Here is a 21,108-nt window from a genome sequence, read left to right on the forward strand (position 1 = left end):
TGCCTCCTCAGGCCGCGCCCAGGATGTCGATGATGAAGACGAGCGTGTCGGTTCCGGTGATCCCGGCGCCTTCGTTGCCGTCCTCCCCGTAGCCCAACCGCGGCGGGATCACCACGATCAACCGGCTGCCCACGGTGGCACCGACGACGGCCCGGTCCCATCCTTCGATCACCTGGCCGACACCGATCGGGAACGAGGACGGCTCACCGCGCGCGTAGGACTGGTCGAAGGGCTCCTCACCGCCGAAGACCTGGCCGAGGTAGTTGACGGCGACCAGTTGGCCTTCCTCGACCACCGGCCCGCTGCCCTCGACCAGGGTGTGCACCTGCAGACGGTTCCCCGGCTCGGCGGCGGCGTCGAAGTCGAAACCGGTGGGCCGGCCCTCGTCGTCGAGGATGGCCGGCGTCCCCGCGGGCGCCTCTGCCTCGTCGCCCTCGGGGGCGGTGAGGACCTTGCTCAGGATGTCGACGATGAAGACGACGCTGTCGGCGTTGCCGATCCCGAGACCGGGGTTGCCCATCTCCCCGAAGGCCGAGGCGGGCGGCGCAGCGACCGCGACCCGGGATCCTGTCGGGTGGCCTTCCATAGCGGCCAGGATGCCTTCGCTGATCTGGTCGTCGACGGTGAGCATCTCCGGCTCGCCGAACTCGTCGAAGGAGCTGTAGGCCTCCTCGCCGGTGAACCCGTTGCCGATCCACAGGTCCACGAAGGCCCGATCGCCGGTGGCCAGCAGCGGCCCGTCGCCCTGGTGGACGACCTGGATGTCGACCGAGGTGACCTCGAGTCGTCCGTCGAACTCCACCTCGGGAGCTTCGCCGAAGTCACCGCTGATCTGGACCGCAGCGAGACCAGCGTCCCCGTCGGATCCGTCCGAACCACAGGCGACGAGGGTGCCGGTCGCAAGAGTGGCAGCAAGGATCACCGCGGCGCGGCGCTGGAGTCGTGAGGTGTCGAGGAGGGCACGCATGGCGGAAACCCTACCCATCGCCGGTCAGCGGCCGCTCACATGGAGTCGATGAGTCGCTGAACTCGTTCGTCGTGGGCCCGGAACGGGTCCTTGCACAAGACGGTGCGCTGGGCCTGGTCGTTGAGCTTGAGGTGCACCCAGTCGACGGTGAAGTCCCGTCGCCGTTCCTGGGCCCGGCGGATGAAGTCGCCACGCAGCCGTGCCCGGGTCTCCTGGGGAGGCACCGACTTGGCCTCGAAGATCTTCAGGTCGTTGGTCACTCGGGCCACCGCTCCGCGCCGGTTGAGCAGGTAGAAGAGCCCCCGTTCGCGGTGGATGTCGTGGTAGGCGAGGTCCAGTTGCGCGATCCGGGGATGGCCGAGCGGCAGCCCGTGGGAGGTGCGGTACCGCTCGATCAGCTTCCATTTGATCACCCAGTCGAGCTCACGCTCGACCAGACCGAGGTCGTCGGACTCGATCGCCTTCAGTCCGCGCTCCCACAGGTCGAGCGCCATCTCGGTCACCGGCGTGGCGATGCCGCGGCGGTCGACGAAGTCGCGGGCCTTGGAGAAGTACTCGTGCTGGATGTCCAGGGCGCTGGCCTCGCGGCCGTTGGCCAGGCGCACCTTCCGGCGTCCCGTCATGTCGTGGGAGATCTCCCGGATGGCCCGGATCGGGTTCTCCATGGTGAGGTCGCGCATCACCACGCCCTCCTCGATCATCCGCAGCACCAGGTCACAACTGGCGACCTTCAGCAGGGTGGTCGTCTCACTCATGTTCGAGTCGCCGACGATCACGTGCAGGCGGCGGTACTTCTCGGCGTCCGCATGCGGCTCGTCGCGGGTGTTGATGATCGGACGGCTGCGGGTGGTGGCGCTGGAGACGCCCTCCCAGATGTGCTCGGCGCGCTGCGACACCGAGTACGACGCACCCCGCGGAGTCTGGATCACCTTGCCGGCGCCAACCAGGATCTGTCGGGTGACCAGGAAGGGGATCAGCACGTCGGCAAGGCGGCTGAACTCTCCCTGCCGACCGACCAAATAGTTCTCGTGGCAGCCGTAGGAGTTGCCGGCCGAGTCGGTGTTGTTCTTGAACAGGTAGATGTCTCCGGCGATGCCCTCGTCGTGGAGTCGCCGCTCGGCGTCGATCAGCAGGCCTTCGAGGATCCGCTCCCCCGCCTTGTCGTGGGTGACCAGGTCGACCACGTCGTCACACTCGGGGGTGGCGTACTCGGGGTGGCTGCCGACATCGAGATAGAGCCGTGCCCCGTTGCGGAGGAAGACGTTGCTGGATCGGCCCCAGCTCACCACCTTGCGGAACAGGTACCGCGCGACCTCATCCGGGCTGAGCCGGCGTTGACCTCGGAACGTGCAGGTGACCCCGTACTCGTTCTCGATGCCGAAGATCCGACGGTCCATATCGAAACACTAGTCGGTCGACCCCCCTCGGCGCTCGGTTTGGCGATCCTCGGGGGAGTGTCGATCAGCCCATCAGTGCGGTGAGCACGTCGCCGCGGAGCCGGCGGAACTTCCGCGGCTGGCTCCGGGTCCGATCGAGCACTGCGACTTCGAGGTTGCCGATCTCGATCGCCTTCTCCCCGGCGTCGTTGCGACCGGCCGCTGCCGCAGCCAACTGGACAGCGGCGGACAGCGTCATCTGCTCGGTCCAGTGCTCGGCGAGGTAGGTGGTGATCGTCTCTGCGGAGCCACCCATCGCGGCGTAGCCCCGCTCCTCCACCACCTGGCCGTCGTAGGTGAGCCGGTAGAGCTGGTCGGCGGCGGCTTCGTCGCCGATCTCCGCGACGAACACCTCGACCTCGTAGGGCTTCTCACCACCCGAGGAGAAGATCGTCCCCAGGGTCTGGGCGTAGGCGTTGGCGAGCCCGCGGCCGGTGACGTCGGAGCGGTCGTAGGCATAGCCGCGCATGTCGGCGAGGCGGACTCCGGCGATCCGAAGGTTCTCGAACTCGTTGTAGCGGCCGACGGCGGCGAACGCGATCCGGTCGTAGATCTCGGAGATCTTGTAGAGCGCCTGCGAGGGGTTCTCGGTGGTGAACAGGACGCCGTCGGCGTACTGGATGGCGACCACCGGGCGCCCCCGGGAGATGCCCTTGCGGGCATAGTCGGACCGGTCCTTCATCAGCTGGTCCGGGGACACGTAGAACGGCATGCTCATCTTCGACAGGCTCCTCGTCAGATCAGGGAGGCGGCGGGGCCATCGGGGCGGGTCATCCGGCCGCCGATCACTCGGTCGGCGATCTCGGCGACCCGTTCGTCGGAGAGTCGGGTGCCTCCGTCGGCGGTGACCACCTGGACGACCGGGAAGATCCGCCGGGTGAGGTCCGGTCCGCCGGTGGCCGAGTCGTCGTCGGCTGCGTCGTAGAGGGCCTGCACCGCGGCAGTGACGCACTCGTCGGCATCGAGGTCGTCCCGATAGAGCTTCTTCAACGACCCACGCGCGAACAGCGACCCCGAACCGACGGCGTGGAAGGCGGTCTCCTCGTAGCGGCCGCCGGTCACGTCGTAGGAGAAGATCCGTCCGGTGCGGGCGGCGAGGTCGTAGCCGGCGAACAACGGCACCACGGCCAGTCCCTGCATCGCCATCCCCAGGTTGCCGCGGACCAGTGTGGCCAGCCGGTTCGCCTTGCCGTCCATGGACAGCGTGTTGCCCTCGATCTTCTCGTAGTGCTCGAGTTCGGTCTGGAACAGGCGCACGATCTCCACCGCCAGTCCGGCCGAACCGGCGATGCCGACGCAGGAGTACTCATCGGCCGGGAAGACCTTCTCGATGTCGCGCTGGGCGATGATGTTGCCCATCGTGGCCCGCCGGTCGCCGGCCATCACCACGCCGTCGTTGAACGTGGCCGCCACGATCGTGGTTGCGTGCGGGGCGAAGTCGGCAGCGCTGCCGGGCGGCAAGGTTCGGCTCCCCGGCAGCAGGTCGGGCGCCTGCTGGGCGAGGAAGTCGGCGAACGAGCCAGTGCCGGGCATCAGGTACGCCGGCGAGAGGCGTGGGCTGTCGGTCATGAGGGGATCACTCGCCACCCTTCTGGATGAATGACTTCACGAAGTCCTCGGCGTTGGTCTCGAGCACGTCGTCGATCTCGTCGAGGATGGCGTCGACGTCGTCGTCGAGCGCCTCCTTGCGGTCGGCGGCGTCGGTGGACGGCGAGGCCTCGACCTCCTCCACCTCGTCGGAGGACTTCTTCGGATGCTTGTGCTCCTGTGGCATGTCCGTTCCTTTCGTCGGCGGTGCGGATCGACCCTAGTAGCACCGACCCTAATGGGTCAGCGCGGCGACCAGTGCCTGGGCCGTGGGAGAGTTGTCCAGGAGTTCTCCGACGTGCTCCCGGGTGCCGCGCAACGGGTCCGTGGTCGGCACCCGCTGCAACGACTCGCGGCCCGGCAGGTCGAAGATCACCGAGTCCCAGGACGCTGCCGCCACCTGCTCGGGATAGCGGGACAGGCACTGGCCCCGGAAGTAGGCGCGAGTGTCGGTGGGCGGCTCGTGCATCGCCTGCTCCACGGTCTCGTCGTCGAGCAGACGGTCGATCTGCCCCAGCCGCACCAGTCGGTGGTAGAGGCCCTTCTCGGGCCGGATGTCGGCGTACTGGAGGTCGATCAGGTGCAGCACCGGCGCGTCCCAGTCCAATCCGTCGCGATCCCGGTAGCGCTGCAGCAGCTTCAGCTTCGCCACCCAGTCAAGCTCGCGGGCGCACTCGGCCGGGTCGCGCTCCAGTCTGGTCAACACCGACTCCCACCGGGAGAGCACGTCGGCGGTCTGCTCGTCGATGTCGCTGCCGTAGCGGTCCTCGCAGTACTTCCGGGACAGTTCCAGATACTCCATCTGCAACTGGACAGCGGTCATCTTGCGTCCGTCGCCGACCGTGATCAACGCCCGGCAGGTGGGGTCGTGGGAGACCTTCTTGAGCGCCGAGACGGGGCCCTCCACCGACAGGTCCCGATCCAGGAACCGGTCCTCGATCATGGCCAGCACCAGCGCGGTGGTTCCGGCCTTGAGATAGGTGGACATTTCGGCCAGGTTGGCGTCGCCGATGATCACATGCAGCCGGCGGTGCCGTTCCGGGTCGGCGTGTGGCTCGTCGCGGGTGTTGATGATCGGACGCTTCAGGGTGGTCTCCAGGCCCACCTCGACCTCGAAGAAGTCGGCGCGCTGGCTGATCTGGAATCCGTGATCGTGCCCGTCCTGCCTGAGGCCGACCCGACCGGCACCACAGACCACCTGGCGGGACACGAAGAACGGGGTCAGGTGCCGGACGATGTCGGCGAACGGCGTCGCTCGCGACATCAGATAGTTCTCGTGGGCCCCGTAGGAGGCGCCCTTGTTGTCGGTGTTGTTCTTGTACAGCAGGATCTGCGGTTCGCCGGGCAGCGTGGCCGCGCGCCGGGTGGCGTCGAGCATCACGAGTTCGCCGGCCTTGTCCCACCGGACCAGGTCGAGCGGATTGGTCACCTCCGGAGAGGAGTACTCCGGGTGCGCATGGTCGACGTAGAGGCGGGCGCCGTTGGTGAGGATCACGTTGGCCAGGCCCAGGTCCTCGTCGGTGAGTTGGGACTGGTCGGCCACCTGACGGGACATGTCGAAGCCCCGGGCGTCGCGCAGCGGGGACTCCTCCTCGAAGTCCCACCGGGCCCGACGGGCCCGGACCGTGGCCGAGGCATAGGCGTTCACGACTTGGGACGACGCAACCATCGGGTTGGCCGTCGGCTGCCCTGACACGGAGATCCCGTACTCGACCTCGGCGCCCATCACCCGGCGTACGCTCATGTTTGGAGCCTACTGCGAGGAGTCGAGATGGGGTGGTGGTCGACACGGGTGGTGCCACGACTGGTCGACGCGGCGTGCGCAGCACCGGAGTTGGATCCATGGCGGCAACGGGTCTGTGCCGGGCTGTCCGGACAGGTCCTGGAGGTCGGCTTCGGCTCCGGACTGAACCTGCGACACCTGCCGGAGGAGGTCACCGGGCTCGCCGCGGTGGAGCCGTCGGACCTGGGCTGGGAACTGTCGAAGGGTCGCCGCGGCCGGTCGACGGTCCCGGTGACGCGCGTCGGGCTGGACGGCCAACGACTGACGGTGGACGAATCGAGCGTGGACGCGGTGCTGTGCACCTTCACCCTGTGCACCGTCGAGGACGCCGCCGCCGTGCTCACCGAGATCGCCCGAGTGATGGCACCGGGTGGCCGACTCCATCTCCTCGAGCACGGGCTCAGCCCGGCCCCGGGCGTGGCCCGCTGGCAGCGTCGGCTGAACCCGGTCCAGCGTCGGCTGTGCGGCGGTTGTCAGCTCACCCGGGATGTGCCGGCGCTGCTGGCCGGCAGCGGATTCACTCCGGTCGAACTCGTCGAACAACACCTGTTGCGGCGACCGGCGCCACCGTGGACGTGGGGCACGCTGGCCGTCGCCACCGTCACAGCGACGCCGGGTCCAGCTGGATCCTGACCGGTTGGAGCTTGCGCACGGAACGGAGTCGTTGTACGTCGGTCAGGGCCGCTGCCAACCCCGGACCCTGGGCGCGCGGCACTCGCAGCACCACCCGAGCGGTCTCCTCACCGGTCCGCGGTGACGGCTCCGAGAAGGGCCCCAGGATCTCGATGCCCGGTGGGCCGTCCACAAGGGCGAGGACATCGTCGACCGCACCCGGTGGTCCGGTGATGGTGGCGGCCCGACAGGCGGGCGGCAGGTGAGCGGAGGCACGTTCGAGGATCTCCCGCTCGGCATGACCGGCCGGGTCGAGACGGACCAGGGCCTGGACGGCCGCGACGGTGGCGTCCGCGGCGACCACCACCAGCGCCCCGGGGGCTGCCAGCCCGACCGCGTTGAGCCAACGCCGCAGCGCCTCTTCGCCGGCCCTGAGGTCGGCTCGTTCCAGCAGCAGCCAGGCGTCCAACAGTGCGACGGCGTGGTACCCGCCTGCCGCGACCGGTTCGGCGCCCGGGGTGGCGACCACGATGGCGGGCCGGTCGGAGACCTCCCGCACCACCGAGTCGCCGCCCGAGCGGACCACCGGGATCTGGGGGAAGGCACGGCCCAACTCCTCCGCCGTACGCCGCTCCCCCACCACCGGTGCCCGCAACGCACGGTCGCCACACACCCCGCACTGCCACGCCTGCGCCAGCTGCAGACACCAGGCGCAGACCGGGGTGCCGCCGTGCTCCTCGATACGCAACGGGCCCTGGCAGTGGCCGCACCTGGCCGGTGTCCGGCAGGCGACGCAGGCGAGCCGGGTGGCGTAGCCCGAGCGCGGGGTCTGCACCAGCACCGGGCCGTGCTCGAGCCCGGTGCGGATCGCGGCGCGAGCCTCGGCGGGGATGCGGTCCACCTTGGCCAGCGGATCCCGGGAGAGTTGGGTGTCGCTGGCGCCGGCGACGCTGATCTGCACCGCCCTGCGGGCGTTGCGGTCGCCGCTGATGTCCTGGGCCCACCCGGTGCGCACCAGATAGGCGGCCTCGACGCTGCGGGTGAAGCCACCGACCAGGGCCGCACTGTCGGTGGTCCCGGCCCGGGTCAGGAGCACCTCACGGGCGTGCGGGTACGGCGCCCGGGGTTCGGCGAGGTTGTCGTCGCCGTCGTCCCAGACGCAGACCAGTCCCAGGTCCTGCACCGGCGCGAACATCGCCGCCCGGGTGCCGACCACCACCTTGACGCTGCCGCGCAGCACCGCCAGGAACTCCCGGTAGCGGCGGGCGGGCCCCGCGTCGGCTCGCAGCGTCACATGCCGGCCCGGGCCGAGTACGTCGGTCAGGGCGGCGTCGACCCGGTCCACGTCGGCACCGTCGGGCACGCACAGCACCGTGCCCCTCCCCGACGCCAGGGTGGCTGCCGCCGCGTAGGCGAGCAGCCGTGGCCAGTCGGTGCCGGGGCTGGCGGTCCACACCGCCCGTGGGGAACCGCCTCCGGCGAGGTGGTCCACGAACGCTTCGCCGTGTCGATGTCCGGCCCAGGCGGCGCCTGCGCCGGACAGTTCCGGGGGCCCCTCGACGCCCGGCGGGGAGGGTTCCTTCTCCGTGCGCGCGTGCCGGGGAGGGACGGCGAGGCGGACCACGTCGGCCCGGGTGCCGGCGTACCGGGCCGCCACCAGGGCAGTCAGGGAGGCGATCTCAGGGGTGAGCACCGGTTCGGCGGAGACCACCCTGCGCAGCGGCAGCAGCGCCCCGTCGTGGGTGGAATGCTCGACGCGTTCCAGGATGAAGCCGTGCACCTCTCGGCCGCCGAAGCGGACCTTCACCCTGGCCCCGGGCACCGCTTCGTCGTCGAGCTCGGCGGGCACCAGGTAGTCGAAGTCCCGGTCCAGATGCGCGACCGGCAGGTCCAGCAGCAGCCGGGCGACAGGGTCGGTCGCCGCGGGGGTGGCCGGGGACCGGGGGCTGACCCTCGGGGCGCGCCTCGCTGCGCTCCGTACGCCGGCCAGGCCCGGAAGCGGCTGCTCGGTCTGCTCACCCACAGTGAGCATCCAAGCAGCCGCCCCCGACGGCGGTGTCAGAGACCGGCAGCAGCGCGCAGCGCGTCGGCGCGGTCGGTACGCTCCCAGGTGAAGTCGGGGAGTTCACGACCGAAGTGGCCGTAGGCCGCGGTCTTGGCGTAGATCGGCCGAAGCAGGTCCAGGTCACGGATGATCGCGGCCGGACGCAGGTCGAACACCTCGAGGACGGCCTGCTGGATCTTCTCCTTCGGCACCGTCTCGGTGCCGAAGGTCTCCACGAACACACCCACCGGGTGCGCCTTGCCGATGGCGTAGGCCACCTGGGCCTCGCAGCGGCGGGCCAGACCAGCGGCCACCACGTTCTTGGCCACCCAACGCATCGCGTAGGTCGCGGAGCGGTCGACCTTGGAGGGGTCCTTGCCGGAGAAGGCGCCGCCACCGTGACGAGCCATGCCGCCGTAGGTGTCGACGATGATCTTGCGTCCGGTCAGCCCGGCGTCGCCCATCGGGCCGCCGACCACGAAGCGGCCGGTCGGGTTCACGAGCAGCCGGTAGCCCTCAGAGGGGATATCGAAGGTCGCCAGCACCGGGTCGATGACGTGCTTCTTGATGTCGGGCTGCAGCGTGGACTCGAGGTCGATGTCCTCGGCGTGCTGGGTGGACAGCACCACGGTGTCGATGCGCACCGGCCGGTTGTCCTCGTCGTACTCGATGGTGACCTGGGTCTTCCCGTCGGGACGCAGGTAGTCCAGCGTGCCGTCCTTGCGGACCTCGGAGAGACGCTCCGAGAGGGTCTGCGCGATCTTGATCGGCAGCGGGAACAGCTCCGGGGTGTCGTCACAGGCGTAGCCGAACATCAGGCCCTGGTCGCCGGCGCCCTGTCGGTCCAACGCGTCGGAGGAGGACTCGACCCGCTCCTCGAAGGCGTCGTCGACCCCCTGGGCGATGTCGGGCGACTGGGAGCCGATGGCCACCTGCACGCCGCAGGAACGGCCGTCGAAGCCCTTCTCGGAGGAGTCGTAGCCGATCTCGACAATCTTGTCGCGGACCAACTGCGCGATCGGGGCGTAGGCGGTGGTGGTGACTTCTCCGGCGACCACCACGAGTCCAGTGGTGACCAGGGTCTCCACGGCAACCCGGCTCTTCGGGTCCTCGGCCAGCAGCGCATCCAAGATGGTGTCGCTGATCTGGTCAGAGATCTTGTCGGGGTGACCCTCGGTCACGGACTCGGATGTGAAGAGGCGTCCGGTCACGTCAGCTCCTCTGCTGGGCGTAGAAAATCGTGAATGTCATGTGTGCTGTCAAACGATAGAGGCGCCCGAAGGCAACGGGCCGACGTCTCACCGATTGGTGTCGTCACCGAGTCGAGCCGCCACCTGGTCCCAGATCGCGTGCGCGACGGAGCCCTTCGTGCCGTGGGGAACCTTGATCTCGGCGCCATCCGCGGCCAGGATCACGGCCTCGTTCTCGGTGCTGCCGAAGACGGCACCGCCGCTGACGTCGTTGACGACCAGCAGGTCACACCCCTTGCGGGTGAGCTTGGACCGGGCCAGATCGAGCACCGACCGCTCGACGTCGCCCGTCTCGGCAGCGAAGCCGACGATCACTTGGCCGCTGCGACCCCGTTCGCGGCTGATCTCGGCCAGGATGTCCGGGTTCTGGACCAGCTCCACCGACGGGGCCGAACCGTCGGAGGCCTTCTTGATCTTGGACTCACTGGTGGTGACCGGACGGAAGTCGGCGGGCGCTGCCGCCATCACCACCGCGTCAGCTGCGGCAGCCCGGCCGACCACCTCGTCGCGCATCTGGGCTGTGGTGGTCACTCGCACCACCTTCACGCCGGCCGGATCGGGCAGCGAGACGTTCGCCGCGACCACGGTGACGTCGGCACCGCGGGCCACGGCCGCGCTGGCCAGCGCGTAACCCTGGCGGCCCGAGGACCGGTTCCCCAGGAACCGGACCGGGTCGAGGAACTCCCGGGTGCCGCCAGCGGAGACCAGCACATGCCGACCGTCCAGGTCCGCCACCCCGGCCCGATCCACGGCAGCGCGGGCGAGCACCTGGACGCAGACGTCGAAGAGCTCGGCAGGCTCGGGCAGCCGTCCCTTGCCGGTGTCGGCTCCGGTGAGCCGTCCCTCGGCGGGTTCGATCACCAGGACACCGCGGGACCGAAGCAGCGCCACGTTGGCCTGGGTGGCGGGGTGCTCCCACATCTCGGTGTGCATCGCCGGGGCGAAGACCACCGGACAGCGGGCGGTGAGCAGCGTGTTGGTCAGCAGGTCGTCGGCCAGGCCGTGCGCGGCCTTGGCCATCAGGTCGGCCGTCGCCGGGGCCACCACCACCAGGTCAGCGGCCTGGCCGATGCTGACATGCGGCACCGCATGGACCTGGTCCCAGACCTGTGCGGAGACAGGTTTCCCCGACAATGCGGCCCAGGTCGGGGCGCCCACGAACTCCAGCGCCGACGCGGTCGGCACCACCTGGACGTCGTGACCGGACTCGGTCAACCTGCGCAGCAACTCGCACGCCTTGTAGGCGGCGATGCCGCCGGAGACTCCGAGGACGACCCGGGGCGCCATCGTCGTGGCTACTCCGACCTGCTGAACGGAGCGTCGCTGGTGGCGGACTTGGCGGCAGCTTCCTCCGCAGCCAGCTCGGCCGGGTCGACGTGCTCCAGGGTGAGCAGGTCCTCGTTGATCTCGCGCAGCGCGATCGAGAGCGGCTTCTCCTGCACGTGCGTGTCGACCAGCGGACCGACGTACTCGAGCAGGCCCTCGCCGAGCTGCGAGTAGTAGGCGTTGATCTGCCGGGCGCGCTTGGCGCTGTAGAGCACCAGCTGGTACTTGCTGTCAGTCTTGGTCAGCAGTTCGTCGATCGGGGGGTTGGTGACACCCTCGGCGGCGGGAGTGGGGGCAGACACTGATGGAGCCTCACAGAGTGGTCGTCGGGTGGGTCGTGGGGGTGCTCGTGGGGCCTGACTGGTCGTCAGACGCTCAGGGCGTGGCTGCGCCAGTGGCAGCACCGAGCAAGGATACCAACTCCGCGACCGCGTCGTTAACCTCCGCGTTCACCACGGTGACGTCGAACCACGATTCCGCGGCCAGTTCCTCCCGTGCGGTCTCCAGCCGGCGTTCCCGATCCTCGGCGCTCTCGGTGCCCCGACCGACCAGCCGACGCACCAGTTCCTCCCACGACGGCGGCTTGAGGAACACGAAGAGCGCCTCGGGCATCGTCTCGCGCACCTGACGGGCTCCCTGCAGGTCGATCTCGAGCATCGCCGCCTTGCCGGCCGCCAGCGCCTCCTCGACGGGCCGACGCGGGGTGCCGTACCGGGCGGTCTTGTGCACCACCGCCCACTCGAGCAGCTCCCCGTCGGCGATCATCTGGTCGAACTCGGCGTCACTGACGAAGTGGTAGTGATCGCCGTCGACCTCGGTGTGCCGTGGCGGGCGGGTGGTCACCGAGACCGAGAGCCAGACGTCGGGATGGGTCTCCCGGACCCGGGCCGCCACCGTGCCCTTGCCGACCGCGGTGGGGCCGGCCAGGACCAGCAGGCGGGAACGCGTCGGCTCAGTCACGCGGAGCGAACTCCCGCTGGAGGGCGGCCACCTGGTTCGCGCCCAGGCCGCGCACTCGCCGCGTCTCGGCGATACCGAGCCGCTCCATGAGCTGCTTGGCCCGCACCTTTCCCAGACCGGGCATGGCTTGGAGGAGGTCGTAGACGCGCATCTTGCCGATCACCTCGTTGGCCTGCCCCTCGGCCAGGACGTCGCTGATGGAGGCACCCGAGTGCTTGAGCCGGTTCTTCACCTCGGCGCGCTCCCGACGGGATGCTGCAGCCTTCGCGAGGGCGGCCTGGCGTTGTTCGGGAGTCAGCGGGGGCAGAGCCACTGGGAAGTTCCTCGTCTGGTCGGAGTCGATGCTGTTGGCCGCAATGTAGTCAGAAGACCGGGTCGGGTACAACGCGGGTCACAGGCCGAGCGGAGTGCCGCACACGTCGAGGGCGTGCTGCTCGACGCGGGCCAGGGCGGTGCGGGTGACCGGCCGGTCCAGGTCGGCCGCGGCACGCTGGATCCTCAGCAGCGCCTCCTCGGACAGGTCCTCGGGTGGGGACATGGGGTCGAAGGTGGCCGGGTCGACCTCGGCCGCGTCGAAGGCGTTCTGGAGTCGGGTGACCGCGCGAGTCACCTCGCGCCAGTCCTCGGCGATGTCCCGGGGTGCCCTCGACGCCAGGTCGTCGAAGTGTGGGAGGGCCTGCAGCAGCGCGTCCCGGGCCCCGGTGCCGACGATCTCGCCGAGGGCCGCCTGGTTCCGTTCCACCGCGCGGCAGTACGACGCCTGGGGATCGCCGACGCAGCCACCGAGCAGGGCGGCCAGCAACGCTACGGCGAGGCCGGCGCGCAGACGACGCATCAGCGCAACTCGGCGTACGCTTCGGTGGTCCGCCGGGCGGCGGCCGCCAGGGCGGTCACCGACGGGCCGGCGGCCAACAGCTCCCGGGAGGAGCTCGGCAGCACGTGGCGGGCCTGTTCCCCGAAGACGCGGCGTACCGTCTCGGGGGTGCCGCCCTGGGCGCCGATCCCGGGGGCCAGCAGCGGACCGTTGATCGCCAGGTCCTCGCCGGTCTCGCCCACCGTCGCGCCGACCACCGCACCGAGCGAGCCCAACGGCGTCACCCCGGCGTTGAGGGTGCGCAACTGAGCCAGCACCGAGCCGGCGACGGTGCCCCCCTCGGCGGTCCGGGCCCGTTGGACCGAGGCGCCTTCGGGGTTGGAGGTCAGCGCGAGGACGAAGAGCCCGGCGCCGTGGGCGAGCGCGCTCTCGATCATCGGGTCCAGGGAGCCGAACCCGAGGTAGGGGGTGGCCGTGATCGCGTCGCAGGCCAGCGGCGAGCTGGGATCCAGGTAGGCGTCCGCGTACGCCTGGGAGGTGCTGCCGATGTCACCACGTTTGACGTCCAGCAGGACCAGGGCGCCTGCAGCCCGGGCCTCGACGATCACCCGTTCCAGGACGGCGATGCCGGCGCTGCCGAACCGCTCGTAGAAGGCCGACTGCGGCTTGACCACCGGCACGTGCGGGGCGAGACCCTCGACGGCGGTCAGGGCGAACTTCTCCAACCCCCCAGCATCTGGGGAGAGGCCCCAGTCGCGGATCAGGCCGGGGTGGGGGTCGATGCCGGCGCAGAGTGGTCCGCGCCGCTGCATCGACTCCACGAGTCGCGCACCGAATGTCATCGATCATCTCCTGTCGTCGGATCAGAGACTGGCCGATCACGCAGGGCGGCGGCAAGTCGGAAGCAGGTGGTCGGGTCGTGAAGGTTCGCGCTGCCGACCTGGACGGCCACCGCACCGGCCGCCAGCCGGTCCTGCACGTCGGCGGGTGTGCCGACGCCGCCGCAGGCGATGGTGGGTACGTCGGGTAGCTGCGCACGGATCTCCTGCAGGGCCCGGCGCGCCAAGGGACCGGCCGCCGGGCCGCAGAGCGCGCCGGAGGAGTGGCGCTCGCCGAGGGCTGCGAGTGGGTGGGCCACCACCACGGCGTCGGCACCGGCCTCGACCACGGTCCGGCTGGCCTCGACCACCCGAGGCAGATCGAGCCGGACCTTGGCCAGCACCGCCACATCCGCTGGCAGCTCCCGGCGCACCGCAGCCACCACGCTCGCGGCGTGGAAGGGTTCCCGGGCCGCGAACTGGTCCGGAGCGCCGGTGTCGGCCGCCCCCAGGCACAGCTCCACGGCGCGCACTCCGGGGGCGGTGGCGATCCGCCGGGCCAGGGCGGCGTACTCCCCCAGCGTCGCGGCGGCCAGGGACACCACGACCGGCACCTCGGCAGCCACCAGGAGCGGGAGTTCGCTGGCGCAGAACGCATCCACCCCCGGGTTCGGCAGGCCCATCTCCACCACCAGACCGGACGGTGACTCGCTGATCCGGTTCACGTGGTCGAACCGTGGGTCCAGGGTGAGGGTCCGGGTGACGAAGCCTCCGAGGTCGGCGAGATCGCCGAACCGGGCCAGTTCGGCGCCGGTGCCACCGCAGCCGGCAGCCACGAGGACAGGGCCGCTGAGTCCGAGGCTCCTCATCGCACCTCCATGGCGTCCCAGCGCACCCGGTCGCCGCGGAAGACCGGGCCCTCGGTGCACCCTCGGACGGTTCGGGCAGCCCCATGTTCGGCGATCACCGGCACCGCACAACCGTGACAGAGCCCGGTGCCGCAGGGCATCGACGGGGTCACCAGCACCTGGCTCCAGGCACCCTGCTCGACCGCAGCCGAGGCGGCGGCGCGGAGGGTGGCGTGGCTGCCGGCGGCGTACACGACCGCTGCGGAGCTGCTACGGACGCTCTCCGCGACGCGGTCGGCGACGGAGCCGCGCAGCCCGACGGAGCCGTCGGCGGTCATGACCGTCACGGCCCGCACGGTACGGCGGGCCTCCAGCGCCGACAGCAGCCGGTCCTCACGCTCGGCGCCGAGCAGGAGGTGGACCGGGCAGCCTCGCTCCCGGAGGCGTTCGGCCAGCGGGAACAGCGCCGCCGCGTCCACGCCCTCCCCGACGAGAAGGCAGGGCACCGGCTCCTGCGGCAGCGCGAACGGGCGCCCGAGCGGGCCGGTGAGCTCCAGTGACGCGCCGACGGCCAGGCCGGCCAGCCACCGGGTGGTGGTGCCGACCGGGTCGACCACCACGTCCAGGCAGGGGCCGTAGGCGCTGGCGGTGCGCACCCGGTGGATCCACAGCGCCCGCCGGGCCAGCAGGGACCGGTCGGCCCCGTGGCTCAACGCCACGAAGGTGCCCGGTCGGAACCGCTCGCTGATGCCCGATGCGCGCAGGGTCAGGTGCGTGAACGCGCCGATCCGTTTGGCCGACACCACGTCGGCGGTGACGTGCACCGGTCGTCGGTCGGCTCCATTCGTCATCGTCCGGCGAGCTCCCGGAGGATCCGCCCGGGCCAGTAGGGCCCCTCGTAGATGAAGCCGGTGTAGACCTGCAGCAGGTCCGCCCCGGCCTCGAGCCGGGCCCGGGCGTCGGCGGCGGAGGTGATGCCGCCGACCCCGATCAGGGTCAGGTCGGGGGCGACGTGACCGCGAAGCAACTGCAGGACCTCCACGGCGCGGGCGGTCAGCGGGGCACCCGAGAGCCCGCCGGCGCCACAAGCGGCGACCTTGGACGCGTCGGTGCGCAATCCGTCCCGGCTGATGGTGGTGTTGGTGGCGATGATGCCGTCCAGGCCGATGCTTCCGGCCAGCTCGGCGACCGCCCGCACGTCCTCGTCGGCCAGGTCGGGCGCGATCTTGACCAGCAGCGGCACCCGTCGTTCGGTGACGACCGAGTCCGCGCTGTCGCGCACCGCCGACAGCAGCGGTTCGAGCTTCTCGACGGCCTGCAGGTTCCGCAGTCCGGGTGTGTTGGGCGAGGAGACGTTCACCACCAGGTAGTCGGCATGGGGGGCCAGGTGCGACACGGACTTGCGGTGGTCGCCGATGACTGCGGCGATGTCGTCGTCGGGGATCACTTTGGACTTGCCGATGTTGACACCCACCACCACGTGGCGGTCCTCTGGCCGCTGGGGCTCGTCGAGACCCAGCCGTGCTGAACGGGCGGCGAGACGCCTTCCGACCGCTTCGGCACCGTCGTTGTTGAACCCCATCCGGTTGATCACGGCACGGTCGTCCGGCAGCCGGAACAACCGCGGCCGGTCGTTGCCGGGCTGCGGCTCGCCGGTGACCGTGCCGACCTCGACGTGCCCGAAGCCGAGGCGGGCCAGGGCATCGATGCCCAGGGCGTTCTTGTCGAAGCCTGCGGCCATCCCGAGCCTGTTCGGGAAGGTCAACCCGAGTGCCTGCACCGGCTGCTTCGAGCGTCGTACGCCGGGCAGCGTGCGGCCCCGAGGCAGCGCCCGGTCGGCAGTACGCATCGCGGCGAACGCTGCGTGGTGGGCGCGTTCGGGGTCGGTCCTGGTGAGCAGGTGGTCGAACGCGAGCCGGTAGATCACTCCGTGGCCGCCGAGTTCCGCGTCGCCCACTCCTGCAGGGACCGGACCTCGATGCTGCCGTTGCGCAGGGCATGGATGCCCTGCACCGCGGCGCCGAGGCCCTGCACGGTGGTGATGCAGGGAGTGTTGGTGAGCACGGCGGCGGTGCGGATCTCGTACCCGTCCATCCGTGGTGACCCGCCGGTGGTCTGGCCGTGGGGGGTGTTGATCACCAGGTCGACCTCACCGGCGAGCACCATGTCGACGACCGTCGGCTCGCCGTCGGGGCCGGGGCCTTCGGTGTGTTTGCGCACCACGGCAGCGGTGACGCCGTTGCGGCGCAGCACACGGGCGGTGCCGGCGGTGGCGAGGATCTCGTAGCCCAGGTCTGCCAGTTGCTTGATCGGGAAGATCATGTGCCGCTTGTCCCGGTTGGCCACCGAGACGAAGACCCGGCCCTCCATCGGCAGCGGCCCGTAGGCCCCGGCCTCGGCCTTGGCGAAGGCGGCCCCGAAGTCGGCATCGAAGCCCATCACCTCCCCGGTGGAGCGCATCTCCGGGCCGAGCACGGTGTCCACGAAGCGGCCTTCGACGGTGCGGAACCGGTTGAACGGCATCACCGCTTCCTTCACCGCGATCGGTGCGTCGACGGGCAGGTCTCCCCCGTCGGCGGCGGGCAGCAGGCCCTCGGCACGCAGTTCGGCGATGGTGGCGCCGAGCATCACCCGGGCGGCGGCCTTCGCCAGCGGTGTGGCGGTCGCCTTGGACACGAACGGCACCGTGCGGGAGGCACGCGGGTTGGCTTCCAGGACGTAGAGGATGTCGGAGGAGAGAGCGAACTGGATGTTGAGCAGCCCGCGCACTCCCAGCCCGGCGGCGATCGCCTCGGTGGAGGTGCGGATCCTGGCGATCTCATCGGCGCCCAGGGTGATCGGCGGCAGCGCGCACGAGGAGTCGCCGGAGTGGATGCCGGCCTCTTCGATGTGCTCCATCACGCCGCCCAGGAACAGGTCGTGGCCGTCGTAGAGGGCATCGACGTCGATCTCGACCGCGTCGTCGAGGAACCGGTCGATCAGCACCGGGGTGCGCTCGGTGATCAGTCCGGCCTCGACGTACTTCTCCAGGTAGGCCTCGAGAGCGTCGTCGTCGTAGACGATCTCCATGCCGCGCCCCCCGAGCACGTAGGAGGGCCGGACCAGCACCGGGAAGCCGATCTCGTGGGCGATCTGCTCGGCGTCGGCGAAGGTGGTGGCGGTGCCGTGCTTGGGGGCCGGCAGGCCGGCGGCGGCGAGCACCCGACCGAAGGCGCCGCGCTCCTCGGCGAGGTGGATCGCCTCCGGGGAGGTGCCCACGATCGGCACGCCCGCGTCGGCCAGGCCCTGAGCGAGACCCAGGGGTGTCTGGCCGCCGAGCTGGCAGATCACGCCGGCGATCGGGCCGGCCTGGGACTCGGCGTGGTAGATCTCCAGGACGTCCTCGAGGGTGAGCGGCTCGAAGTAGAGCCGGTCGGAGGTGTCGTAGTCGGTGGAGACGGTCTCGGGGTTGCAGTTGACCATGATCGTCTCGTAGCCGGCACCGTCGGAGCCGAGTGCCAGCGACGCGTGCACGCAGCTGTAGTCGAACTCGATGCCCTGCCCGATCCGGTTGGGCCCGGACCCGAGGATGATCACGGCCGGCTTCTCGCGCGGCGCCACCTCGGTCTCCTCGTCGTAGGAGGAGTAGTGGTACGGCGTCTTGGCCTCGAACTCGGCGGCGCAGGTGTCGACGGTCTTGAAGACCGGCCGGATCCCCAGGGCATGCCGGACGCCGCGGACGACGGCCTCGTCCATGTTGCGCATCCGACCGAGTTGGGCGTCGGAGAAGCCGTGTCGCTTGGCCAGCCGCAGCAGTTCCGGCGTCAGCTCGGGCGCCTCGATGATCCCTTGGGCGATCTCGTTGATCAGGAAGAGTTGGTCGACGAACCAGGGGTCGATCTTGGTGGCGTCGTGGACCTGTTCGGCGGTGGCGCCGGCCCGGATCGCGTCCATCACGGTGCGCAGCCGGCCGTCGGTGGGAGTGCTGGCCTTCTCCAACAGGGCCGTGACGTCGAGGTCGACGACGCGGTGTGTCCAGTCGAAGGGTGCGCTCTTGCTCTCAAGGGACCGCAGCGCCTTCTGCAGGCTCTCGGTGAAGTTGCGTCCGATGGCCATCGCCTCGCCGACCGACTTCATGTGCGTGGTCAGCGTCGTGTCGGCGGTGGGGAACTTCTCGAACGCGAACCGGGGCACCTTGACGACGACGTAGTCGAGGCTGGGCTCGAAGCTGGCCGGCGTGCTCTGCCCGTCCTCGCGGCGAGTGATGTCGTTGGGGATCTCGTCGAGGGTGTACCCGATGGCCACCTTGGCGGCGATCTTGGCGATCGGGAAGCCGGTGGCCTTGGAGGCCAGCGCGCTCGAGCGGGACACGCGCGGGTTCATCTCGATGACGATCACCCGGCCATCGGCGGGGTTCACGGCGTACTGGATGTTGCAGCCACCGGTGTCGACCCCGACCTCGCGGATGATGCCGATGGCCAGGTCGCGCAGGCGCTGGTACTCGCGGTCGGTGAGCGTCATCGACGGGGCCACGGTGATGGAGTCGCCGGTGTGCACGCCCATCGGGTCGAAGTTCTCGATCGAGCAGATGATGACGACGTTGTCGGCCTTGTCGCGCATCACCTCCAGCTCGTACTCCTTCCAGCCGATGATCGACTCCTCGATCAACACCTCGGTGGTCGGCGAGGCGGCGAGGCCGGCCCCGGCGAGGCGATGCAGATCGACGTCGTTGTAGGCGATCCCGGAGCCGGTGCCGCCCATGGTGAAGGAGGGTCGGATGACGACCGGGTAGCCGAGTTTGGCAGTGGCGGCCTCGACCTCGTCCATCGAGTGGCAGACGAAGCTGCGGGCGACCTCGCCGCCCACCTTCTCGACGATGGCGTTGAAGAGCTCCCGGTTCTCTCCGCGGTGGATCGCCTCGAAGTTGGCGCCGATCATCTCCACGCCGTACTTCGCCAGGACGCCGTTCTCGTGCAGCGCGATGGCCGCATTGAGGGCGGTCTGACCGCCCAGCGTGGGCAGGACGGCGTCGGGTCGCTCCTTGGCGATCACCATCTCGACGAACTCAGGGGTGATCGGCTCGACGTAGGTGGCGTCGGCGAACTCCGGGTCGGTCATGATCGTGGCCGGGTTGGAGTTCACCAGGATCACCCGGATGCCCTCCTCCTTGAGGACCCGGCAGGCCTGGGTGCCGGAGTAGTCGAACTCACAGGCCTGGCCGATGATGATCGGCCCGGAGCCGATCACCAGGACGGACTTGATGTCATCGCGCTTGGGCATCAGGAGTCTCCCTCGGTGGTGGAGGCGTGTGAACCGTCGGCCGAGGGCGGCGTCTCGGTGGTCGAGTAGCCCGAGCCGCCAGACGAGGGCGGCGTCTCGGTGGTCGAGTAGCCCGAGCCGCCAGACGAGCGCGGCGTCTCGGTGGTCGAGTAGCCCGAGCCGCTAGGCGAGGGTGTATCGAGACCACGCTCGTGCATGAGCTGGCAGAACCTGTCGAACAGGTAGGCCGAATCGTGCGGTCCGGCGGCCGCCTCGGGGTGGTACTGGACGGAGAAGGACTTCAGGTTCCCGTCGGCGTCGCGGAGCTCGAGGCCCTCGACCACGTCGTCGTTGAGACCGATGTGGCTGACCGTCGCCACGCCGTACGGCGTCTCGGTGGCGGCGTGTAGCGGGGCGTCGACCGCGAAGCCGTGGTTCTGGGCAGTGATCTCCACCTTGCCGGTGGTGCGGTCCATGACGGGCTGGTTGATGCCCCGGTGGCCGTACTTGAGCTTGTAGGTGCCGAATCCCAGGGCTCGTCCGAAGAGCTGGTTGCCGAAGCAGATCCCGAAGTAGGGCAGCCCGCGCTCCAGCGCCGACCTGAGCAGGTCGATCTGTCCGGTGGTCGCAGCCGGGTCGCCGGGGCCGTTGGAGAAGAACAGCCCGTCGGGTTCGACGGCGAGGACGTCGTCGATGGTGGCGGTCGCGGGCAGCACGTGCACCTCGATGCCGCGCTCGCTCATCATCCGCGGGGTGTTGGCCTTGATGCCGAGGTCGATGGCGGCGACACGGAACCGCGGTCCCTCGCCGGTCGAGCCGGTCGAGGCTGCGGGAACCACGTAGGACTCCGGCGTGGTGACCTCGTCAGCGAGGTCGGATCCGGCCATCTCGGCCGACGCCAGGACGCGGGCCAACAGCTTCTCCGGGTCGGTCTCGACGGAGGAGATGCCCACCCGCATGGCACCCCGCTCGCGGATGTGCCGAGTGAGGGCGCGGGTGTCGATCCCGCTGATGCCGACGACGCCGGCTTCACGCAGGTCGTTGTCCAGGGTGCGTTGCGAGCGCCAGTTCGACGGGACCCGAGCGGGGTCGCGGACGACGTAGCCAGCCACCCAGATCCGACGGGATTCGAGGTCCTCGTCGTTCATCCCGGTGTTGCCGACGTGTGGGGCGGTCATCACCACCACCTGCCGGTGGTAGGACGGATCGGTGAGCGTCTCCTGGTAGCCGGTCATGCCGGTCGAGAAGACCGCCTCGCCGAAGGTTTCGCCGGAGGCTCCGTAGGACTGGCCACGGAACGTGCGCCCGTCCTCGAGGACCAGAAGGGCGCTGGGTGTGGTGGCATGCAGCGGCACGCCGTACCTCCTTCTCCGCCTCACAGGACGGATCGTTAAAGGATGTCGGTCTGCCGGTGACCTTATCAGT

General features: G+C 70.0%; 20 protein-coding genes. 1 reads left to right on the forward strand and 19 read right to left on the reverse strand.

The genetic code is table 11. From position 1 onward, the window contains the following. Positions 1 to 7: 7 nt before the first annotated feature. From JKG67_RS01555 to dop, 6 genes are all read right to left on the reverse strand, one after another. Positions 8 to 967 carry an FKBP-type peptidyl-prolyl cis-trans isomerase gene (locus JKG67_RS01555; RefSeq protein ID WP_203335489.1) on the reverse strand — a complete coding sequence of 320 codons (960 nt, stop codon included), beginning with the start codon at positions 965 to 967 and terminating at the stop codon, positions 8 to 10. Positions 968 to 1,002: 35 nt separating this feature from the next. Beyond that, entirely contained in the window at positions 1,003 to 2,364 is a 1,362-nt protein-coding gene (gene pafA / locus JKG67_RS01560) for a Pup--protein ligase (RefSeq protein WP_203335490.1), read from the reverse strand. Positions 2,365 to 2,428: 64 nt separating this feature from the next. Further along, entirely contained in the window at positions 2,429 to 3,121 is a 693-nt protein-coding gene (gene prcA, locus JKG67_RS01565) for a proteasome subunit alpha (RefSeq protein ID WP_203335491.1), read from the reverse strand. Between the two features lie 17 nt (positions 3,122 to 3,138). Beyond that, positions 3,139 to 3,972, reverse strand: coding sequence for a proteasome subunit beta (gene prcB, locus JKG67_RS01570; protein ID WP_203335492.1), 834 nt, complete (start codon positions 3,970 to 3,972; stop codon positions 3,139 to 3,141). Positions 3,973 to 3,979: 7 nt separating this feature from the next. Then, positions 3,980 to 4,177, reverse strand: a complete 198-nt coding sequence (locus tag JKG67_RS01575; protein ID WP_203335493.1) for a ubiquitin-like protein Pup — start codon at positions 4,175 to 4,177, stop codon at positions 3,980 to 3,982. 48 nt (positions 4,178 to 4,225) lie between these two features. Continuing rightward, the gene (gene dop, locus JKG67_RS01580) at positions 4,226 to 5,734 is read right to left on the reverse strand and encodes a depupylase/deamidase Dop (protein WP_203335494.1); all 1,509 of its coding nucleotides are present in this window, start codon (positions 5,732 to 5,734) and stop codon (positions 4,226 to 4,228) included. Positions 5,735 to 5,761: 27 nt separating this feature from the next. On the opposite strand from dop, the gene JKG67_RS01585 reads away from it, so the two are divergent. Further along, positions 5,762 to 6,406, forward strand: a complete 645-nt coding sequence (locus JKG67_RS01585) for a class I SAM-dependent methyltransferase (RefSeq protein ID WP_203335495.1) — start codon at positions 5,762 to 5,764, stop codon at positions 6,404 to 6,406. Here the strand turns inward: JKG67_RS01585 and JKG67_RS01590 are convergent. The 13 genes from JKG67_RS01590 to carA form a co-directional block, all read right to left on the reverse strand. Then, positions 6,375 to 8,417 carry a primosomal protein N' gene (locus tag JKG67_RS01590; RefSeq protein ID WP_203335496.1) on the reverse strand — a complete coding sequence of 681 codons (2,043 nt, stop codon included), beginning with the start codon at positions 8,415 to 8,417 and terminating at the stop codon, positions 6,375 to 6,377. The genes JKG67_RS01585 and JKG67_RS01590 overlap by 32 nt on opposite strands. A gap of 26 nt (positions 8,418 to 8,443) precedes the next feature. After that, a complete protein-coding gene (gene metK / locus JKG67_RS01595) occupies positions 8,444 to 9,640 on the reverse strand; it encodes a methionine adenosyltransferase (protein ID WP_203335497.1) in 1,197 nt (398 codons plus the stop codon). Positions 9,641 to 9,727: 87 nt separating this feature from the next. Then, positions 9,728 to 10,966: a bifunctional phosphopantothenoylcysteine decarboxylase/phosphopantothenate--cysteine ligase CoaBC gene (coaBC, locus tag JKG67_RS01600; protein ID WP_203335498.1), complete on the reverse strand. Its 1,239-nt coding sequence runs from the start codon at positions 10,964 to 10,966 to the stop codon at positions 9,728 to 9,730. Positions 10,967 to 10,974: 8 nt separating this feature from the next. After that, positions 10,975 to 11,307: a DNA-directed RNA polymerase subunit omega gene (rpoZ, locus tag JKG67_RS01605; RefSeq protein ID WP_203335499.1), complete on the reverse strand. Its 333-nt coding sequence runs from the start codon at positions 11,305 to 11,307 to the stop codon at positions 10,975 to 10,977. A 73-nt stretch (positions 11,308 to 11,380) separates the two neighbouring features. Further along, positions 11,381 to 11,965, reverse strand: coding sequence for a guanylate kinase (gene gmk, locus JKG67_RS01610; protein WP_203335500.1), 585 nt, complete (start codon positions 11,963 to 11,965; stop codon positions 11,381 to 11,383). Beyond that, positions 11,958 to 12,278: an integration host factor, actinobacterial type gene (gene mihF, locus JKG67_RS01615; protein WP_203335501.1), complete on the reverse strand. Its 321-nt coding sequence runs from the start codon at positions 12,276 to 12,278 to the stop codon at positions 11,958 to 11,960. The genes gmk and mihF overlap by 8 nt, the downstream gene beginning before the upstream one ends. Before the next feature lie 78 nt (positions 12,279 to 12,356). Further along, a complete protein-coding gene (locus JKG67_RS01620) occupies positions 12,357 to 12,800 on the reverse strand; it encodes a hypothetical protein (RefSeq protein WP_203335502.1) in 444 nt (147 codons plus the stop codon). Next, on the reverse strand, positions 12,800 to 13,621 hold the full coding sequence (pyrF, locus tag JKG67_RS01625; RefSeq protein WP_203335503.1) for an orotidine-5'-phosphate decarboxylase: 822 nt from the start codon (positions 13,619 to 13,621) through the stop codon (positions 12,800 to 12,802). The genes JKG67_RS01620 and pyrF overlap by 1 nt, the downstream gene beginning before the upstream one ends. Then, positions 13,618 to 14,466 (reverse strand): beta/alpha barrel domain-containing protein, encoded by an 849-nt coding sequence (locus JKG67_RS01630; RefSeq protein ID WP_203335504.1) that lies wholly within the window; start codon positions 14,464 to 14,466, stop codon positions 13,618 to 13,620. Before JKG67_RS01630 ends, pyrF begins: the two co-directional genes overlap by 4 nt. Continuing rightward, complete coding sequence (locus JKG67_RS01635) at positions 14,463 to 15,296, reverse strand: iron-sulfur cluster-binding protein (RefSeq protein ID WP_203335505.1); 834 nt, start codon at positions 15,294 to 15,296, stop codon at positions 14,463 to 14,465. Before JKG67_RS01635 ends, JKG67_RS01630 begins: the two co-directional genes overlap by 4 nt. Continuing rightward, entirely contained in the window at positions 15,293 to 16,402 is a 1,110-nt protein-coding gene (locus JKG67_RS01640; protein ID WP_307816373.1) for a quinone-dependent dihydroorotate dehydrogenase, read from the reverse strand. The genes JKG67_RS01635 and JKG67_RS01640 overlap by 4 nt, the downstream gene beginning before the upstream one ends. After that, the gene (carB, locus tag JKG67_RS01645; protein ID WP_203335506.1) at positions 16,369 to 19,704 is read right to left on the reverse strand and encodes a carbamoyl-phosphate synthase large subunit; all 3,336 of its coding nucleotides are present in this window, start codon (positions 19,702 to 19,704) and stop codon (positions 16,369 to 16,371) included. Before carB ends, JKG67_RS01640 begins: the two co-directional genes overlap by 34 nt. After that, positions 19,704 to 21,032: a glutamine-hydrolyzing carbamoyl-phosphate synthase small subunit gene (gene carA, locus JKG67_RS01650; protein ID WP_238997885.1), complete on the reverse strand. Its 1,329-nt coding sequence runs from the start codon at positions 21,030 to 21,032 to the stop codon at positions 19,704 to 19,706. Before carA ends, carB begins: the two co-directional genes overlap by 1 nt. Between the last annotated feature and the right edge of the window lie 76 nt (positions 21,033 to 21,108).

This window comes from Nocardioides limicola (genome assembly GCF_016827675.1).
GTDB classification, from domain to species: domain Bacteria; phylum Actinomycetota; class Actinomycetes; order Propionibacteriales; family Nocardioidaceae; genus Nocardioides; species Nocardioides limicola.

Excerpts from the sequence above, each read along its gene's own strand:
- JKG67_RS01555 (WP_203335489.1), bottom strand. The coding sequence starts at position 967 with ATGCGTGCCCTCCTCGACACCTCACGACTCCAGCGCCGCGCCGCGGTG.
- pafA (WP_203335490.1), bottom strand. The coding sequence starts at position 2,364 with ATGGACCGTCGGATCTTCGGCATCGAGAACGAGTACGGGGTCACCTGC.
- prcA (WP_203335491.1), bottom strand. The coding sequence starts at position 3,121 with ATGAGCATGCCGTTCTACGTGTCCCCGGACCAGCTGATGAAGGACCGG.
- prcB (WP_203335492.1), bottom strand. The coding sequence starts at position 3,972 with ATGACCGACAGCCCACGCCTCTCGCCGGCGTACCTGATGCCCGGCACT.
- JKG67_RS01575 (WP_203335493.1), bottom strand. The coding sequence starts at position 4,177 with ATGCCACAGGAGCACAAGCATCCGAAGAAGTCCTCCGACGAGGTGGAG.
- dop (WP_203335494.1), bottom strand. The coding sequence starts at position 5,734 with ATGAGCGTACGCCGGGTGATGGGCGCCGAGGTCGAGTACGGGATCTCC.
- JKG67_RS01585 (WP_203335495.1), top strand. The coding sequence starts at position 5,762 with ATGGGGTGGTGGTCGACACGGGTGGTGCCACGACTGGTCGACGCGGCG.
- JKG67_RS01590 (WP_203335496.1), bottom strand. The coding sequence starts at position 8,417 with ATGCTCACTGTGGGTGAGCAGACCGAGCAGCCGCTTCCGGGCCTGGCC.
- coaBC (WP_203335498.1), bottom strand. The coding sequence starts at position 10,966 with ATGGCGCCCCGGGTCGTCCTCGGAGTCTCCGGCGGCATCGCCGCCTAC.
- JKG67_RS01620 (WP_203335502.1), bottom strand. The coding sequence starts at position 12,800 with ATGCGTCGTCTGCGCGCCGGCCTCGCCGTAGCGTTGCTGGCCGCCCTG.
- pyrF (WP_203335503.1), bottom strand. The coding sequence starts at position 13,621 with ATGACATTCGGTGCGCGACTCGTGGAGTCGATGCAGCGGCGCGGACCA.
- JKG67_RS01630 (WP_203335504.1), bottom strand. The coding sequence starts at position 14,466 with ATGAGGAGCCTCGGACTCAGCGGCCCTGTCCTCGTGGCTGCCGGCTGC.
- JKG67_RS01635 (WP_203335505.1), bottom strand. The coding sequence starts at position 15,296 with ATGACGAATGGAGCCGACCGACGACCGGTGCACGTCACCGCCGACGTG.
- carB (WP_203335506.1), bottom strand. The coding sequence starts at position 19,704 with ATGCCCAAGCGCGATGACATCAAGTCCGTCCTGGTGATCGGCTCCGGG.